The sequence below is a fragment of the Pseudomonas sp. W2I6 genome, from assembly GCF_030815935.1.
In the GTDB taxonomy this organism is placed as follows: Bacteria; Pseudomonadota; Gammaproteobacteria; order Pseudomonadales; family Pseudomonadaceae; genus Aquipseudomonas.
The window spans coordinates 1555739-1573525 of record NZ_JAUSXJ010000001.1; the positions used below are offsets into that span (position 1 = coordinate 1555739).

15 protein-coding genes and 1 pseudogene are annotated in these 17787 nt (G+C 62.4%); 11 read left to right on the forward strand and 5 right to left on the reverse strand.

The genetic code is table 11. The features are described from left to right. Positions 1-9: 9 nt before the first annotated feature. The 3 genes from QF039_RS07455 to QF039_RS07465 all read right to left on the reverse strand — a co-directional run bounded on the left by QF039_RS07455 (position 10) and on the right by QF039_RS07465 (position 3327). The gene (locus QF039_RS07455; RefSeq protein ID WP_023658999.1) at positions 10-1347 is read right to left on the reverse strand and encodes an MFS transporter; all 1338 of its coding nucleotides are present in this window, start codon (positions 1345-1347) and stop codon (positions 10-12) included. 103 nt (positions 1348-1450) lie between these two features. Continuing rightward, positions 1451-2674, reverse strand: a complete 1224-nt coding sequence (locus QF039_RS07460) for a pyridoxal phosphate-dependent aminotransferase (protein WP_003209931.1) — start codon at positions 2672-2674, stop codon at positions 1451-1453. Beyond that, positions 2671-3327: an RraA family protein gene (locus QF039_RS07465; RefSeq protein WP_307517237.1), complete on the reverse strand. Its 657-nt coding sequence runs from the start codon at positions 3325-3327 to the stop codon at positions 2671-2673. The genes QF039_RS07460 and QF039_RS07465 overlap by 4 nt, the downstream gene beginning before the upstream one ends. Before the next feature lie 104 nt (positions 3328-3431). Between QF039_RS07465 and QF039_RS07470 the strand changes: the two genes are divergently transcribed. Further along, positions 3432-4316 (forward strand): LysR family transcriptional regulator, encoded by an 885-nt coding sequence (locus QF039_RS07470; protein WP_134326192.1) that lies wholly within the window; start codon positions 3432-3434, stop codon positions 4314-4316. 838 nt (positions 4317-5154) lie between these two features. Here the strand turns inward: QF039_RS07470 and bamA are convergent. Next, positions 5155-7527 (reverse strand): outer membrane protein assembly factor BamA, encoded by a 2373-nt coding sequence (gene bamA, locus QF039_RS07475; RefSeq protein WP_102368638.1) that lies wholly within the window; start codon positions 7525-7527, stop codon positions 5155-5157. A 213-nt stretch (positions 7528-7740) separates the two neighbouring features. On the opposite strand from bamA, the pseudogene QF039_RS07480 reads away from it, so the two are divergent. From QF039_RS07480 to QF039_RS07490, 3 genes and pseudogenes are all read left to right on the forward strand, one after another. Beyond that, positions 7741-8425 (forward strand): annotated as a pseudogene (locus QF039_RS07480) (response regulator). Then, positions 8422-9702: an ATP-binding protein gene (locus QF039_RS07485; protein WP_307517238.1), complete on the forward strand. Its 1281-nt coding sequence runs from the start codon at positions 8422-8424 to the stop codon at positions 9700-9702. Before QF039_RS07480 ends, QF039_RS07485 begins: the two are co-directional and overlap by 4 nt. An 80-nt stretch (positions 9703-9782) precedes the next feature. Next, on the forward strand, positions 9783-10232 hold the full coding sequence (locus QF039_RS07490; protein ID WP_177021191.1) for a hypothetical protein: 450 nt from the start codon (positions 9783-9785) through the stop codon (positions 10230-10232). A gap of 92 nt (positions 10233-10324) precedes the next feature. Here QF039_RS07490 and QF039_RS07495 read toward each other — a convergent pair whose 3' ends face one another. Further along, positions 10325-13150, reverse strand: a complete 2826-nt coding sequence (locus tag QF039_RS07495; RefSeq protein WP_307517239.1) for a winged helix-turn-helix domain-containing protein — start codon at positions 13148-13150, stop codon at positions 10325-10327. Between the two features lie 576 nt (positions 13151-13726). Between QF039_RS07495 and QF039_RS07500 the strand changes: the two genes are divergently transcribed. From QF039_RS07500 to QF039_RS07530, 7 genes are read left to right on the forward strand one after another with little or no spacing between them, the layout of a single operon-like run. Next, on the forward strand, positions 13727-13999 hold the full coding sequence (locus QF039_RS07500) for a DUF2282 domain-containing protein (RefSeq protein WP_003211270.1): 273 nt from the start codon (positions 13727-13729) through the stop codon (positions 13997-13999). Further along, on the forward strand, positions 13996-14424 hold the full coding sequence (locus tag QF039_RS07505) for a DoxX family protein (protein ID WP_003211272.1): 429 nt from the start codon (positions 13996-13998) through the stop codon (positions 14422-14424). The genes QF039_RS07500 and QF039_RS07505 overlap by 4 nt, the downstream gene beginning before the upstream one ends. A gap of 45 nt (positions 14425-14469) precedes the next feature. Continuing rightward, positions 14470-15237 carry an alpha/beta fold hydrolase gene (locus QF039_RS07510; RefSeq protein WP_003211274.1) on the forward strand — a complete coding sequence of 256 codons (768 nt, stop codon included), beginning with the start codon at positions 14470-14472 and terminating at the stop codon, positions 15235-15237. Positions 15238-15262: 25 nt separating this feature from the next. After that, positions 15263-15535: a hypothetical protein gene (locus QF039_RS07515; protein WP_003211275.1), complete on the forward strand. Its 273-nt coding sequence runs from the start codon at positions 15263-15265 to the stop codon at positions 15533-15535. Positions 15536-15591: 56 nt separating this feature from the next. Continuing rightward, complete coding sequence (locus tag QF039_RS07520; protein ID WP_307522923.1) at positions 15592-16443, forward strand: DUF692 domain-containing protein; 852 nt, start codon at positions 15592-15594, stop codon at positions 16441-16443. Further along, on the forward strand, positions 16440-17216 hold the full coding sequence (locus tag QF039_RS07525) for a DNA-binding domain-containing protein (RefSeq protein WP_307517240.1): 777 nt from the start codon (positions 16440-16442) through the stop codon (positions 17214-17216). Before QF039_RS07520 ends, QF039_RS07525 begins: the two co-directional genes overlap by 4 nt. A gap of 4 nt (positions 17217-17220) precedes the next feature. Next, the gene (locus QF039_RS07530; protein WP_177036966.1) at positions 17221-17757 is read left to right on the forward strand and encodes an alpha/beta fold hydrolase; all 537 of its coding nucleotides are present in this window, start codon (positions 17221-17223) and stop codon (positions 17755-17757) included. Positions 17758-17787 lie beyond the last annotated feature (30 nt).

Sequence of the window (17787 nt, forward strand, 5' to 3'; positions counted from 1 at the left end):
GGTGACAAATCAGGTCGGGTGGCTGGAGGCCGGGCGGGGCTCGGCAATGGTCAGCAAAATGATGAAGCTGATGAACGAGCCGATCGCCAGCCAGGCAAATACGTAGTTCCAGCCGTAGTTGTCCAGCAGCAGGCCGGTGATGAAGGGCGTGGCGGCGGCGCCCAACTGGCCGATCATGTTCACGATGGCGTTGGAGATCGGGAAGGTCTTCTTGGTGGTCAGGCCCATCGGGTAGACCATGTAGGACGAGAAGCCGAGGCTCAGCACCACGCCGGTCAGCATCAGCAGCAAACCGTAGGGCAGGGGCTCGGCCGGTGAATTGATCAGCAGGTACATCATCAACGAGGTGCCGACCGCCGACAGCAACATGCCCGGCTTGCGGCGCCCGCCCATCAGGCGGTCCGAGCAGAAACCGCCCAGCAGGTTGCCCAGCACCGCGCCCACCCAGGGCGCTGCCGAGACCAGGCCCATGTTCATGATCGAAAACTGCTTGACGGTCATCAGGTAGGTGGGAATCCACGCCAGCAGCACGCTGGAGACACCGAGCTGGAAGCAGTAGCTGGTGGCGCACCCCCAGATATTCCATGAGGTGAAAACCTGACGGTTGGTTTCCAGGGGCTTTTCATCGCGGGTGCGGATCACCCGGTCGAGCTTTTTCACCCACGCCGGCGTCTTGTGCACACGGGCGGTCTGGGCGATTGCGGTGTCTTCGACGATGTATTGAAGTTCGGCCTGGTTGACGAAGCGGCTGCGGGACGGATGGTCGGTGACCAGGAAGTACCAGACCACCGCCAGCACGATGCCCGGGATCGCAAAGAAGTAGAAAATCTCGCGCCAGCCCCACACCGAAATGATCACGGCGCACAGCGGCGGCACGATCACCGGTCCGAACTTCACGGCCGACAGAAAGATCCCCGACGCGGTGCCTTTTTCCCGTGCCGGAAACCAGTTATTGATGGTGGTGGTCATGCTGATGGGCAGCGGGCCTTCGGCGATACCCAGGCCCAGGCGATAGAGTTTCAGCGCCAGCAGTGAGCTGGCGGTGCCCACCAGCCCGGTCAACAGGGAGGTCAGCACCATGGCCCCCGGCAGGATCCGGCTGACGCCAAAGCGGCCGAAGGCAAAGCCCGACGGCAGTTGTGCCAGGGCGTAAGCCAGCAGGAACAGGCTGACCAGGCCACCGGCCTGGGCGTTGCTCATTGCAAATTCCTGGCGGATGAATGGCAGCGCCACGCCGAGGTTGGCCCGGTCGGCGGCGGCCACGGTGTAGATCAGGAAAATCAGCGCAGCAACCACCCAGCGGTATTGGCTGCGCACAGCGGGTTTTATGACTTCAGGCATAGACATGGGGGCGGACCTTGTTGTTGTGAGTGTTGTCCTGTTCGGCCTTAATCTTAAGAAGGGGCGCACGCCACCATTAGCGATATTTATCTATGTGAACTCATCACTTTTATTCTTCTGCCAGCAAGCTGCTGCAGAAGCCGCGGATTGCCTCGCACGCCTGGCGCAACGACTTGTCATCCAGGGCATAGGCGATGCGGATGTACGGCCCCAGGCCGAAGGCGCTGCCATGCACCACGGCTACATTGGCCTCATCCAGCAGCGCCAGGGCCACGTCTTCATCGCTGCGCAGCAGCCGCCCGCCCGCCGAGGTGCGCCCGATCAGCGCGGCGCATGAGGCGAACGCATAGAACGCGCCGGCGGGGCTGATGCACGTCAGGCCTGGCGTGTCGTTCAGCAACTGGACCATCAAGTCCCGGCGCGCCTGGAACACCCGGCGGCTGTCGCGGATGAAATCCCTGGGGCCTTCCAGTGCCGCGAGGGCCGCCTGTTGCGAGATCGAACAGGCGCCGGAGGTCTGCTGGCCCTGGAGTTTTTCCATGGCCTCCAGCAGCCAGCGTGGGCCGGTGGCGAAACCGATGCGCCAGCCGGTCATGGCGTAGGCCTTGGACACGCCGTTCATGGTCAATGTGCGTGGTGCCAAACGCGGCTCAACCTGGGCCAGGGTATGAAAGGCCTGGCCGTCGAAGATCAGGTGCTCGTAAATGTCATCGGCCAGGATCAGCACCTGCGGGTGGGCCAACAGCACTTCGGCCAGCGCCCGTAGCTCGCCCTCGCTGTACACCGCGCCGGTGGGATTGGACGGTGAATTGAGGATCAGCCAGCGTGTTTGCAGGGTGATTGCAGCAGCCAGGGCCTCGGGTGTCAGCTTGAATCCACTGTTGGCATTGCAAGTGACGATGCGCGCCTCGCCGCCGCACAGTTGCACCATCTCCGGGTAACTGACCCAGTATGGCGCGGGCACGATCACCTCGTCGCCTTCATTGAGGGTGGCTGCCAGGGCGTTGTAGATCACCTGCTTGCCGCCGTTGCACACGAGGGTGTCCTGCCAGGACACGTCCAGGCCGTTTTCGCGCCGGAACTTCGCCGCCACCGCCTCCCGCAGGGCCCGCGCACCGGCCACCTGGGTGTAGCGGGTATGCCCGGTTTCAATGGCCTGGATCGCGGCTTCGCGGATATGCGCCGGGGTGTCGAAATCCGGCTCGCCGGCACACAACGAAATAACCTGCGCGCCTTGTGCCCGGCGTTCGGCGACGCGGTCCATGATGCGATAGGTGGCGGACGGTTGTGCGCTGGCCAGGCGCGGGTTCAGCCGCTGGATATCGGCGCTCATCGGCTGATCGCCTCAAACTGTGCGTCGTGCATCACCTCGACCACCGAGCGCCCGCTGCGCACGGCCTGCACCATGCCGTCCTGGCGGCGGGCAATGCGCTCGCCCAGGTCCAGGACCTTTTCGATCACCGCCTGGGCCACGAATACCGTGCCGCAGGTATCGGCAATCACGTAGTCGTCCTCGCTGACGCACACGCCAGCGACGCTGAGGGTCACGCCGGCGTCGAGCTGCACCACGCGGTTGCGCGCGCTGATCATGGTCACGCCGCGTCCGTACACCGGATAGCCGATGGCTTCGCTGCCGTCGATATCGCGGCTGAAACCATCAATCACCGTACCGCGTATGTGTTTGCGCAACGCCGCGTTGGCGATGATGTCGCCCCAGCAGGAAATGCCCTCGATACCGCCGGCAATCACCAGCACCCGGTCGTCTGTCGCGACCTGTTCGATCACCGGCGTGATCAAATGCACGGTGGGGGCGATGTCAGATTTGGGGCCGAGCAGTACGGTACTGGCGCGGCCAATGATCTTCGGGCAGTTCCACAATGGGCGCAGGCCCACGGTGGCGCCGGGCAGGCCGAGGAAGTCGAGGGCGTCGGACACGGTGTTGGTGTCCAGTGCGGCCAGGCGGTCGAGCAAACGGTCAGGGGTCATGGGCAAGCCTCGGGTGACGGAGGCGGCCAGTGTCAGGCAGTGCCTATGATAGGTATATTACGAAGTACAGAAGCCTTGCATACGCTTAACCTATGGATAAGACCATGATCAACTTTCGCCTGATTCGTCACCTCTGGTTGTTCCTGGCAGTGGCTGAAGAGCAGAACTTTGGCCGTGCGGCCAAGCGCCTCGGGATGTCCCAGCCACCGCTGAGCGAGCAGATCCAGGTGCTGGAGCAGGCGCTCAAGGTCAAGCTGTTCGACCGCTCCCGACGGGGGGCCAAGCTGACTCCGGTGGGCGCGGCGATCCTGCCGGCGGTGCGCAAGTTCGCCGAGCAGCTGGAGCGCCTGGAACTCGCCGTGGAAGAAGCGGTGGCGGGGCAGTCGGGGATGTTGACCATCGGCGCGATTTCCACGGCGATGTTTGATGTGCTGCCGGGGTTGATCGAGCAACTGAAGCTTGATTACCCGCAGCTCACGGTGTCGGTGCGGGAAATCGACAGCGTCGAGGCGTTGCCGGCGCTGGAGGCCGGGGATATCGACCTGGCGTTTGCCCGGCTGGATGGTGACCTTGGGGCTTCGGTGCAGTCATTGCCGCTGACGGAGGACCGGCTGGTGGTGGCGTTGCCGGCGGATCACCCGTTGGCGAGTCGTACGCGGATCAGTTTGTCGAGCCTGGCGAATGAGCCGTTGGTGATGTTTTCGCGCAACGTCAGTCCGGTGTATTTCGACAATTTGATCGCGACCTGTCGTGCCAGCGGGTTTTCGCCTCGGGTGCTGCATGAAGTGCGGTCGGTGGCTTCGCAGATCGCGTTTGTCAGCTATGGGCAGGGCATTGCGTTGGTGCCGGCGTCGTTGAAAAAGCTGGCGCCGGCCAATGTGGTGTTTCGGGCGTTGAGCCAGAAGCTCAATGTGGTGACCACGGCCGTCGCCTGGAATACCCAGCGGCCGAACCCGGTGGTGGAGGCGGTGATCGCGCGGTTTCGCTAGGGGTTGAGTACATATCCGTTATTTAGGTAACGGCGGCTTATGGTTCCGCTCTTACAGCGGGTCACTTTTGGCAAACGCCCGGAATGCCGGCCCAGCCAAAAGTAACCAAAAGGTCTTTGCCCCACCACTCGGTGCCTCGCCTAGGCTCGGCATGCCCGCACTCCGGCCCGGTTCCGCGGGCCGCCGCGACGGGCCATCCATGGCCCGGCGCGGCTAAATCGGCTTCCCTGCCGATTTACCCGCTCCACCGTGCCTACTTGCGGCCATCGTGGTTGACGGGGCCCGCAGATCAAAATCAAAAGCAGATCAAAAGCAGAGCACAGCGGCCTACCGGCCGGCTTGAGTGTTAAAAGCAAAGGCAAGATCCAAAGCGAAAGAATATCTGCTTTTCTGTGGGAGCTGGCTTGCCTGCGATGCAGACAACTCGGTGCATCAGGTACACCCAGTTGATGCTATCGCAGGCAAGCCAGCTCCTACATTTGAACCGTGCCCGCTTTAGCTTTTGATTTTGCTCTTCAACACTCAAGCCGGCCGGGAGGCCGCTGTGCTGTTGATCTGCTTTTGATCTTAGGCGCCCCGTTAAACCACGCTGGCCGAACGCAGGCTTTGGAGCGTGGGTAACCTGGCAGGACGCCAGGTTAGCCGTCCTGGGCCAGGGATGGCCCATGACGGCGGCCCACGGTCCAAAGCCGGAGTGAGGGCACACCGAGCCTAGGCGAGGTGCCGAGTGGTGGGGCAAGAGCGTTTTGCTTACTTTTGCGCTGTTCAAAAGTGAGCCGCTGTAAGAGCGGAACCAATAGCGGCCATAACCGCAAAAACGGATATGTACCCAGGCAGATCAGAAATTCTGCCCCATGGAGAACTGGAACACCTGCTTGGTCGCATTCTCCGGCGTACGAACCGGCAACGCCAGGTTGATACTCAACGGCCCCAACGGGCTGTACCACGTAGCCCCAACCCCCACAGAGGCACCCAGCTGACTCAGGTCAACCCCATTACAACCCTGGGTAGTACTGAGGGCACACTTGTCCGAATACACGTTACCCACATCCCAGAACACAGACGTACGCACCGATTTATTATCTTTAAGGAACGGCATCGGAAACAGATATTCCGCCCCCCCGGTAATCAGGATGTTGCCCCCCAACGCCTCGGGACTGCGGTCGCTGTAGTACTGCTGGCCCGCACTGGCATACGCCCCGGTCGCCGGCGTACTGCGCGGCCCAAGCGTGCCGCTTTCAAACCCGCGCACCGAACCTTCACCCCCGGCCGTGTAGTTTTCATAAAACGGCAGGCCGTCCGTCGAGCCGTACCCGTTGGCGTAACCGAGCTTGGTATGCAAACGCAGCGTCGTCGAATTGGTGATCGGCACAAATGTCTGCCCGGAATAATCGAGTTTGTAGAAACTCAAGTCACTGCCCGGAAGCGTCACCGTCAGGTTCAGGTTCTGCGAGTAACCACGGGTCGGCATCACGCCTTTGTTCAACGTCGACTCCGACCACCCAAGGTTGGCCTTGAAGTTGGTGAACTCACTGCCTTCGCGCTGAAGAAAATCGTAGATCTCATCAGAGCTGTAGATGCCCGGGTCGATACTGTCGTGTTGCACCGTCAGGCCGAAACTCAACCGCGAGGTTTCATTGATCGGGTAGCCGAGTGTGGCCCCCAGGCCGTAACTGTTGATGGAGTAGTAGGAAACACCGCTGCCATCGTCGTAGTAGTTGTTGTAATCGGTGGCACTGTAGAACGCGTTATAGCCCAGGCTCACCCCGTCCGGCGTGAAGTAGGGGTTGGTAAAGCCAATGTTGTACTTGCTCTGGTACTGCGAGCGGGTCAGGCCCAGGCTGGCATAATCTCCGGTGCCCAGGAAGTTGTTCTGGGTGATCGAACCGCCAAGGATCAGCCCGGCATCCTGGGCAAAACCGACGCTGGCGGTAATCGAGCCAGACGCTTGTTCTTCGACCGCGTAGTTCACATCAAGCTGGTCGTCGACCCCCGCCACGGCCGGGGTTTCGACGTTGACCTCCTTGAAGAAGCCCAGGCGCTCAAGGCGAACCTTGGACTGGTCGATCAGGTAGGTCGACGCCCAGCCACCTTCCATCTGGCGCATTTCCCGGCGTAGCACCTGGTCGTCGGTCTTGGTGTTGCCACGGAAGTTGATGCGGTTCACATAGGCCCGTTTGCCCGGGTCGACCGCAAACACGATGTCCACGCTGTGGTCTTCATCGTGGGGCGTGGGCATGCCGTTGACGTTGGCGAAGGTGTAGCCGTCGTTACCCAGGCGCCGGGTGATCAGGTCCGAGGTGGTGGTCATCAGCTTGCGCGAGAACACCTGGCCTTTCTGCACCAGCAACAGGGCTTCAAGCTGGTCCTGGGGCACTTTCAAGTCGCCGCTGAGCTTCACGTCACGCACCGTGTATTTCTCGCCTTCGTTGATGTTGACGGTGATATAGACGTGCTTCTTGTCCGGGGTGATGGACACCTGGGTCGAGGTGATGTCCATGTTGATATAACCACGGTCCAGGTAATAGGAGCGCAGGCGTTCCAGGTCCCCGGTGAGTTTTTCACGGGCGTACTTGTCATCGTTGGTGAAGAACGACAGCCAGTTGCTGGTCTTGAGGGTGAACGTGCCGATCAGTTCCTTGTCGGTAAACACGTGGTTGCCCACCACGTTGATGTGCTGGATCGCGGCCACGGAGCCTTCGTCGATCTTGACCTTCAGGCCCACGCGGTTACGCGGCTGCGGCAGCACTTCGGTGTCGACCGTGGCCGAATAGCGACCCTGGGCCACGTACTGGCGCTGCAGTTCGTTGCGCATGCCTTCCAGGGTGGCGCGCTGGAAGATCTCGCCCTCGGCCAGGCCCGACTGCTTCATGCCCTTGAGCAGGTCTTCGGTGGAGATGGCCTTGTTGCCTTCGAACTCGATGCTGGACACCGATGGGCGCTCGACCACATTGATGATCAGCACCGTGCCGTCGCGGCTCAATTGGATGTCCTGGAAGAAGCCGGTCTTGAACAACGCACGGGTGGAATCCACCAGCCGTCGGTCATCCGCTTCGTCCCCCACGTTCAGGGGCAAGGCACCAAACACGCTGCCCGCCGAGACCCGTTGCAGACCGTTGATACGGATATCCGAGATTTTGAAGGCTTCAGCGTGTGCAAGTGTGACATTGAGCAGCAGCGCAACCGAGCAGAGCAGGCGCGAAAAATTCATCAAGATCTTTTCCAGAACACATCGACAAGCAGCGCAAGCGCGCCGGGATGACTCGCCGCAGACGGGTCACCACAACGCGGCCAGACGGGTGGACGGCAAGCATAAGAGCGGCGCGGGTTTGGTGCGGTTAACCAAGTGTCAAGTTAGGTAAAGGTTGGCCCCGGGGCGATGAGGCTGGGCGATACTGTGGGGGTACCCTTTCACGAGCTCGCCATGATCCGCGTATTGCTAGTCGACGATGACCAGGAACTGACTGAAATGCTGGGCCAATACCTGGAGCATGAAGGCTTTGAGGCGACCTGCGTGCACACCGGCGAGGAGGGTGAAGTTGAGGCGTTGTCGGGGCGCTACAGCATTGTGGTGCTGGACGTGATGCTGCCCAGGCTCTCGGGCATCGAGGTGCTCCGGCGTATCCGGGCCAGCAGCCAGGTGCCGGTGGTGTTGCTCACGGCCCGGGGCGACAACATCGACCGGATCACCGGGCTGGAACTCGGCGCGGACGATTATGTGCCCAAGCCCAGTTCCCCGGGTGAACTGGTGGCGCGGCTGCGCGCGATCATGCGCCGGGTGCAGCCCGTGGACCCGCCGGCCGCTGACGTGATCAAGACCGGCGCCCTGGTGCTCTGGCCCGGCAAGCGCCAGGCCCTCTGGAAAGGCTGCGCACTGGGGCTGACCAGTACCGAATTCAGCCTACTTGAAGTGCTGGCCCGGTGCGCCGGCCAGGTGGTGAGCAAAAAGGACCCTGTCGCTCAATGCCCTGGGCTGCCCGTTGACCCGCTATGACCGGCGCATCGACGTGCATATCAGCAGCATTCGCCAGAAGTTGGGCCCGCGCCCGGATGCCAAGGCCTGGATCCAGAGCGTGCGTGGCCTCGGTTACCTGTTGATCGCCGAATGATGAAACCCAGCCGGCTGTTCTGGAAACTGTTCCTGGCCTTTTGGCTGGCCACCAGCCTGACGTTCCTGGTGGGCTTGAGCATTCTCGTGGCGGGCAGCCTGGGCCCCGGGGACCATCATCTGGATGCGATCCTGGCCAGCGAAGAACAGTTGCTGGAACAGTACGGTGTCGAGTCGGGCCGCCAGCTCCTGGCGGTGTGGCAGCCACCCCACGGCCAAGCCATTGGCGTTTATGACAGTGCCGGTCAATTGCTGGCCGGCACGCCGGTCTCGCAGGTGGCTTATGAAAAGTCGCTGATCGGCAAGGACGGGGTCAGGCTGTCCCTCAGGTCTTCCCATCCTCCCCACGAACCCGGGCGCCTGGGCCACTGGATCCCGCTGATCATCGGCACGCTGATGAGCGCGCTGTTCAGTGGGTACATGGCCTACTACCTGGCGTGGCCGCTGGCTTATCTGCGGCGGGCGATGGGCGACGTTGCGCTGGGCCGCTTCGAAACCCGGGTGCGGCCGATGATGGGCAAGCGCCGTGATGAAATCGTCGACCTGGCCGAAGACTGCGACCGCATGGCCAACCAGCTCAAGCTGCTGGTGGAAGCCCAGCAACAGCTGTTGCACGACATCTCCCATGAACTGCGCTCACCGTTGACGCGCCTGCAAGTGGCCATCGGGCTGTTGCAGCAAGACCCGGCACGCCAGGAAATGCTCGGGCGCATCCAGCGTGAATCGGCGCGCATGGACACGCTGATCGAGGCGCTGCTGACCCTGGCGCGTGTGCAGGGTCGTCCCGAAAGCATCGAGCGCGAGCCGGTGGATATCGTCGAATTGCTGGCCGTGATTGTCGAGGATGCCCAGTTCGAGGCGGGTATCAAAGGCTGCAGTGTCAGCTTGCAGGCGTGTCCGGACTTTGTCAGTCGGGCCAGCGGCGAGCTGCTGTATCGGTGTTTCGAAAATGTCATTCGAAATGCCGTGCGCTACACGCAACCTGATACCACGGTGCGGGTTTCGGCGGAGGTCAGCCCCGACAACCGTTGGCTGCGGGTGTTGATCACCGATCAGGGGCCGGGTGTTGAAAACCTGCGGTTGCGGAGTATTTTCGAACCTTTCGAACGTGGCCCGAATGACACCGATGCCGGTTTCGGACTGGGCCTTGCGATCGCCTTGAGGTCCGTGGAAATGCATGGCGGCACCATCGAGGCGCACAACGAGCCGTCCGGCGGGTTGAGCGTGGAAATCATCCTGCCTCGGGTGGGATCTTTACACGATATTACATTGGCTTGACCGCCCTGTACGCCCTGCGCCTTTAGACTTTTCTCCTGCGTGAGCTGATGTTCAGTGACGCCATTGGCGTGGAGGTGGCGATGTTTCAGGTGCACAAAAAAGGCTTCGTGGCCGGCAAGAAAATGGTCGACGGCCTGGTGCCTTACGATTTCTTCTGTGAAGACAGCCCGGCGATCAACCTGTTCGTGTTTACCGGCTCTGCGGCCCTCGGCCAAACCGTGGAAGAGCAGACATTGTGGGGCTTTACCCGGCTGGAGCGGTTTGAAGCCATGACCGGCGCCCTGGTGGCGAACAAGAAGAACGACGGCTGGTTTCAAAGCGTCAACGTGCTCACCGGGCCCAGCCAGAACGGCACCCAAAGTGTGAAATTCCAGCGCGTGCTGAAGATCATCAAGCACGCCACCGCCACGGGCCGCGCGACCAGCAAGTTTGAATACGAGATTCATACGGATGAAGGCGACACCTACTTCACCCGCCGACCCGCTGCACCCGACAGTGCGCAAACCGTCATTTATGCAGCGGATCAATAGCGCGGCTGCCGGGGTTCAAAAAGAGCGAAAAGGGGACAGATTTATTTATAAAATAAATCTGTCCCCTTTTTACCGTTACATGCCGGCAGCCTCTACCGGTGCTGAAACCTTGGCAACGAAGCAATCCGCATCTTCGGCTCCTGCAACCTGGCCAGGTCACTGGCAATCTGCGCCCGCCAGAAATGCGCCCCGGCCAACTGCGCATCCACCCACGCCTGGCGCAGCAACACCTTGGCCTTGTCCACCGACCCGTACTGGGCCTGGCGCAGAATCAGCTGCGCCTTGATCCGCAACATCTGCGGCACGAACCAGCGCTCATGCCGGCCCAGCGCCAATTGCAGGGTGTCTTCCAACACCTCCAGCGCCAGTTTCTCCAGGCCCAGCCGCGCCAGACCCAGGGCGTATTCACAACGCAGCAAGCTATAAAGCTGGCTGTCGCCTTGGCCATGCAGGTGATGCAAGGCCTCACCCAGCAACGGCACGCCTTCTTCGGGCGACCCCTGGCGGATCAGCAGGATGCTCTCGAAGCACAGCCGAAACTGACGCCAGATGTGCAGGTCCTGCTGGGTCGTGCTGTCTTGCAGCAAGCCCAGGTAATACCGCACCTTGGGCAGGTTGGACGCCAACAGCGCCAGGGGAATTGCCCCCAGGCACAGGGTGTACCAGAGGGTCGCGGGGTGATCGAGGGTGATGGCTTCATCGACGCAACTGCCGATCAGGCGCAGCGCCGGGTCGACATCGCCTTCCAGCAACTGCACCTGTGCCTTGAGGCAGCGGGCGGCGATGCGCTGGTCAAAATGCACGTCGATAATGTGCGAGCGCGGGGCTGACGGTGACCCCAGTGCCTCGTCGATATTCTGTCGGGCGCCGGCCAGGTCGCCCATGTGAAACAACGCCAGCGCGCGCATGCGTTTACCCAGCAGTTGCTGGTTGCCGCTGTGGCTCAGGCTGATGTAGCGCTCGGCCAATTCCAGTGCTTCGACGTACTGGTTGCAGCCGCAGCGGTCACTCCACAGGCCCCACAGCGCCCGCAGCTTGTGCTCGGCGTCGCCCAGGTCGCGGGCGTCTTCACGCACCTGGCGCCAGGCTTCGCGCATTGGCCCGCCGGTGCCATAGGTGAGCATCAGCACGCTGGCCAGGGCGGTTTGCAACAGCATGCGCTGGCGCAGCGGCAGCGGGGTGGTGGCGGCGCTGGCCAGGCCTTTGTCGACCCAGGTACGGCACTCGCTGACCAGCGACAGGCGCAGCCACAAAGGCACACCGCCCAAGGTCAGTTCGATGCCGGTGGGCAGGTCGCCCGAGGCTGAAAAGGCCCACTCCAGCGCGGTGCGGATGGTGTTGATTTCCGGGCCGTAGAGGCCGATCCAGGTCTCGGGAGAAAGCCCGTCGAGGGTCTGCCCGGCTTCCTGCAGTACGCCCAGCGCATACAGTGCATGACGCTGGCGGGTGGCATCGGCTTCGCCGTGTTCGTTGAGCTTCTCCAGGGCGTAGGCGCGGGTGGTTTCCAGCAGGCGGTAGCGCTTGAGCAACTGCGATTCACCGGCGATCAGCAGCGACTTGTCCATCAGGCTTTCAAGCAAGGGCAGGGCATTGCGTGCATCGAGGGTGCTGCTGGCGGTCATGGCCTTGACCGCGTCCAGGGTAAAAGAACCGGTGAACACCGCCAGTTGGCGCAACATGGCCTGTTCGTCGCCGGTGAGCATCGAGTAGGTCCAGTCCAGGGTCGCGCTCAGTGAACGGTGGCGGGCGAGGGCGGTGCGCCGGCCGGTCATTTGCAGGCGGAAGCTGCCGTCGAGCAACCCCACCAGGTCCTGGATGCCAAAGGTGCGGACCCGCGCTGCGGCGATTTCGATGGCCAGGGCGTTGCTGTCGAGCTTGCGGCAGATGGCGCTGGCGGCGGCGACGTCGGTGTCCTTGAACACGAAGCCGGGGTCGAGGGCCTTGACCCGTTCGATGAACAGGGCGATGCCGGACCACGTCATGGCTTGCTCGGCACTCAAGCTTAAGTCTTCGTCCGGCACCAGCAGCGGTGCGAGGTCGTGCACCCGTTCGCCCTCGGCCCGCAGCGGCTCGCGGCTGGTGGTCAGCACGCAGCACTGGGGCGCGCAGCGCAGCAGCACTTCGACGACGTCGGCGGTGGCTTGCAGCACGTGTTCGCAGTTGTCGAGCACCAGCAGCAACGGGCTGTTGGCGAGCATCGAGGCCACGCTTTGCAAGGGCTCGTCACTTACGCTTTGAATGCCCAGGGCGTTGGCGAGCATGCCGGCCACCCATTGGCCGCTGGTGGCGGGTGCCAGGTCGACGAAGCACATGCCCTGGTGAAAGCGGCCCTGCAGCAGTTGCGCCACGGCCAGGGCGACGGTGGTCTTGCCGATGCCGCCGGGGCCGGTGATGGTCACGAAACGCTGGCTCAGTACCTGGTCGGCCAGGCTCAGGATCAGCTGTTCGCGACCAATCACTGTGCTGGGTGGCGGTTGCAGGTTGGGCACGTCCACCGTCGGGGCGGGCACCAGCGCCTGGGCGATGGCGCCTTCACTCACTGCCTGCATCGTCACCGGCGCGACAAACCGATAACCCCGGCCCGGCACGGTGACGATGTAGCTGAAGTTGCCGTCATCCCCCAGCGCCCGGCGCAGCGCAACGATCTGCGCGCGCAGGTTGCATTCCTCCACCACCACCTTGGGCCAGGCGAAAGAGATCAGCTCGGACTTTTCCAGCAACTCGCCAGCTCGGCTGGCGAGGGCGATCAGCAGGTACAAGGCGCGGCTGCCGAGGGTCACCGGCTCGCCGTTGCGCAGCAATACATGCTGGCGCGCCAACAAGAGAAAGGGGCCGAAACCGATTGCATTCTCGGTGTGGTCCGGGGCCTGGGGGGCGAGGTCCGTGAAGGACACTGCGGGGTATTTGCTCGAACTCATCAATTTGTCCTTTTTTGTAGTCGGGCTTGTTATTGGCGATCAGGCCATTCGCCCTTTTGGGTGCTTACGTGCGGCAGCAGGCTTGGAGAGTTGAAGTCGATCAAAAAGGTGAGAATTGCCGCCCTCCTTTGGGGCATGGACGTTGTTATAGGGCGCGGGGCCGTTGGGTTTCAGGCGATGAGACTGTTTCAATTTAGAAACATTTTATTACTAGAAAACCTGATGTAGCAGAATGTATGCCAGTTGGCATGTAACAAAGATGACAACAACCGTATGAAATTTATGGGGATTTTTGAGGTCGTCGAAGGCGGGGGAAGGTGGGTGTTCGGAAAGGCGAATATTTCTAATTGTGTCGTTCGGGATGCCGAATAAAACGGCGGTGGTTTGGCGTGGTTTTTTTGGCTGTGTATCAGACTGTGTATCAGCACCCACCTGATACACCGGCATGAATAGAAGGAGGAAACGCGACACAGACGGGATACACGCCTGGCTTTAAATCTGTCTACCAGATGGCGCAGGCGGTCACCCACCGCACAAGCGCCCTGGCCACATTCAGTCAAGCCAGGAGATTCAACAATGAAGCGCCATTACGCAGCCCTTGCCGCCACCCTCGCACTGTCCCTCGGTGCCTTCGCCGCCACCGCCCATGCCGAGGATGCCAAGCCTCAGGAAAAATGCTTCGGCGTGTCCCTCGCCGGTGCCAACGATTGCGCCGCCGGTGCCGGGACTTCCTGCGCCGGCACCGCCAAGGCGGATTACCAGGGCAACGCCTGGGTGCTGGTGGACAAAGGCACCTGCACCCAGATCAAAACCCCCAAAGGCTTCGGCAGCCTGACGGAACAACCATGATTGCCCTGGCCCCTGCGGTGCTCAAGCGTGTGCTGCCTGAGGCGCTGCTGTTGCTGGTGGCCCGCCTCGGGATCGCTTCGGTGTTTTTCCTCTCGGGCCGCACCAAGGTGACCGGTTTCCTGCAGCTCAAGCCGTCGACCTACACCTTGTTTCGCTCGGAATACGCCTTGCCGCTGGTGCCGCCGGACTGGGCAGCGCACCTGGCGACCTACGCCGAGCATCTGTTCCCGCTGTTGCTGGTGCTGGGCCTGCTGACCCGCCCGGCGGCTGCCGCGCTGTTGGGCATGACCCTGGTGATCGAGGTGTTCGTATACCCCGACGCCTGGCCGACCCACCTGACCTGGGCGGGCTTGTTGCTGCCGCTGCTGGCGTATGGCGGCGGGGCCTGGTCACTGGACCGCGTGCTGTCCGGCCAACGCCGTTAACCCTTTCACAACAATGATCAGGCCCCAAGGCCTGTGGAGAGTCGCATGCGTATTCTTTCTTCCCTGGCGATCGCCATGGCACTCGCTACACCGTTGGTGGCCTCGGCCGCCGATGCAGCCAAGCCCCAGCCGGGCACCGGTAAAAGCGTGGTGATCGTGCCCGGTTCCTTTGTCGACGGCTCCGGCTGGCGAGTGGTGCACGACATCCTGATTCACAAGGGCTACAAGGTCACCGTGGTGCATCAGGGCCATGAAAGCCTCGCCGCCGACGTGGCCGAGGCCCGCGAAGTGCTGGAGCAGCAGGTCGGCCCGGTGGTGCTGGTGGGTCACAGCTCCGGCGGCGGGGTGATCTCGATTGCCGGTGACCGCGACAAGGTCAAGTCGATGGTCTATGTCTCGGCCCTGCAGCCGGAAGTCGGCGAGAACATGAGCCAGCTGCTGTCGTCGATGCCGGCGCCGAGCAATGACGTGATGCAGACCCGCGACGGGCATCTGTTCTTTGATCGCACCAAGTTCAATGCCGACTTTGCTGCCGACCTGACCACCAACCGCACCGACTTCATGGCCGCCTCCCAGGTGCCGGCCACCACCGCGCTGTTCGGCGGCACCGTGTGGGCCGCGGCCTGGCACAAGAAGCCGACCTACGCCGTGGTGTCCACCGAAGACCGTGCCCTGAGCCCCGATCTGCAGCGCTGGATGTACAAGCGCGCCGGCTCGAAAGTCACTGAAATCAAGGCCAGCCACTCGGTGTACATCTCCCAGCCCGAGGCTGTGGCGAAGGTCATCGAAGACGCGGCATCCGTCATCAAATAAACCCCACCCCCGAGGAGTAATACCCATGAGCACATCCATCAAATCCCGCTTGAGCCTTGCCACTGCCGCCGCCCTGATCGCCATGGCGTCCGCTTCCTTCGCGGCGGCCGCCAGCGCCGCCGACCAGCCGGAACAGCCGGGTCGCTGCTACGGCGTGAACAACTGCAAGGGCGAAAGCCTGTGCGCCACGGCCAAGAACGATTGCAAGGGCCTCAACAGCTGCAAGGGCCAGGGCGTTGTCGTCAAGACCCCGTCCGAGTGCCTGAAGCTGGGCGGCACCACTACCGAACCGAAGTAACACCCCGGCGGGCCCAGGTTGGGCCCGCCGCCTATTTATGCAACGGAGACCACATGATGCCGACACCCAACCCGCGTTTTCCAGGCTATGGCCTGGGGCTGCGCAAGGAACACTACAGCGAGTTCCTGGAGAACCCGGTGGCGGTGGATTTCGTTGAAGTGATCTCCGAAAATTTCATGGTCGCGGGCGGCCAGCCCCGGCACATCCTGCGCCAGATTCGCGAGCGGTATCCGGTGGCGCTGCACGGGGTGTCGATGTCGATCGGCACGGCCGAGGGCCTCGATCGCGATTACCTGAAACGCCTCAAGTCGCTGGTGGACGAGATCGAACCGCTGTTTGTGTCCGACCACTTGAGCTGGTCCCGCAGTGGGGCCTTCAACTCCCATGATCTGCTGCCGGTGCCTTACACCCATGAGGCACTGGACCGGGTCTGCGCCAATATCGACCGGGCTCAAGAAGTGTTGGGCCGCACGATGCTGTTTGAAAACCCGTCCAGCTACCTGGCCTTTGATGGCGCGTCCATGAGCGAGTGGGAATTCATCGCCGCCATGTCCCGGCGCACCGGCTGCGAGCTGTTGCTGGACGTCAATAATGTGTTTGTCAGCGCCAGCAACCATGGCTTTGACGCTCTCGCGTTTCTCGACGGGATTCCGGCCGAGCGGGTCCGGCAAATTCACCTGGCCGGCCATAGCCAGGGCCGCGATTTGCTGATCGACAGCCACGACAGCCCGGTGTGTGACGGCGTCTGGGACTTGTATGCCAAGGCCGTTGCGTTGCTCGGCCCGGTCGCCACGATGATCGAGCGCGATGACGAGATCCCGCCCCTGGCAGAGCTGCTGGAGGAGCTGTCGATCGCCCGCATGCTCGGTGCCTCCGAGGCCTACAAGCGTTCGCAGGTGCGCTCATGAATCTCGCGCAATGGCAGCAGGCTTTTCATACCTGGCTGGTGAGTGCCTCGGAGCAGTCGGCCGAGATGTTGGGTAACAAGGTCGCGGGACTGGCGGTGTATCAGAACAACTACCGCGCGCAATTGGTGGGTTGCCTGGAACAGGCGTTTCCCAACCTGCGGCGCTGGGTCGGGGACGAGGCGTTCCTGGCCGCGTGCGTCAGCCATATCGACCGGCATCCGCCCCATGCCTGGACCCTGGACGTCTATCCCGAGGGTTTTCACCTGACCCTGGGCGAACTGTTTCCCAACAATCCCGACGTGCATGAACTGGCCTGGATCGAGTCGTCGCTCAATGAAGCGTTTGTCGCCGCCGATGCCAGCCCGTTGCCCATGGACGTGCTGGCGTCGGTGGATTGGGACACGGCACGCCTGCAACTCACGCCATCGCTGCGCTGCCATGGGCTGACCACCAACGCCGAGGCGATCTGGTCGGTATTGTGGCAGCAAACCCCGGCGCCCGAGGCGGTGATGCTGGCCGAGGCCGGTGGGTTGCTGGTGTGGCGTCGGCAGTTCACTTCGCGCTTGCGCCAGGTCGATGCGCTGGAGTTCCAGGCCTTGGTGCACCTGCAAGGCGACGGCAGTTTTGCCGGGTTGTGCGAGTTTCTGGTAGCGCGCCTGGGGGAAGAGCAGGGCGTCGCGAAAGCCGGTGAGCTGTTGGCCGGCTGGATCGGCAGCGAGTTGATTGTGGGGGTTGTTGACGACCTTCCAGTGTCGAATTTTTCGGAGCTATAAACCTATGTCTTTTTTCAATCGCCGGCGCTTTCTGATTTCCAGCGCCATTGCTTCAGTGGCGTTGTCACTGCCGGTCATGGCGACGCCCGCCCGTTGGACGATCCGCCAGGTCAGCACCGACCTGCTGGATATCGGCTACTACGAAGCCGGCCCGGAAGGCGGCCGGCCGATCATTTTGCTGCATGGGGCTGACGGCGACCTTGAGCGTTTTGCCGAGGTCTCGCCGCATCTGGTGTCCCAAGGCTTTCGGGTAGTCATCCCGTACCTGCGAGGCCATGGCAGCACCACGCAACTGGACAAGGCTGCGCCCGCCGTCACTCAGGAAGTCGTTCTCGGCCAGGACGTTCTGGACCTGATGAACGCCTTGCACATTCCCGAGGCTGTGCTGGGTGGGTTCGATCTCGGCGGTCGTGCCGTCACGGCAGCGGCCACCTTGCGGCCGAGCCGCTGTGTGGCGCTGGTCACCGTCAACAGCGCGCCGCAGCCCGCCCTGGCCGAGGTGCTGGTGCAGATGGCGCAGATGGGCAAATGGCGCACCTGAACATGAATATTTGGACAGCCGCGCATTTGC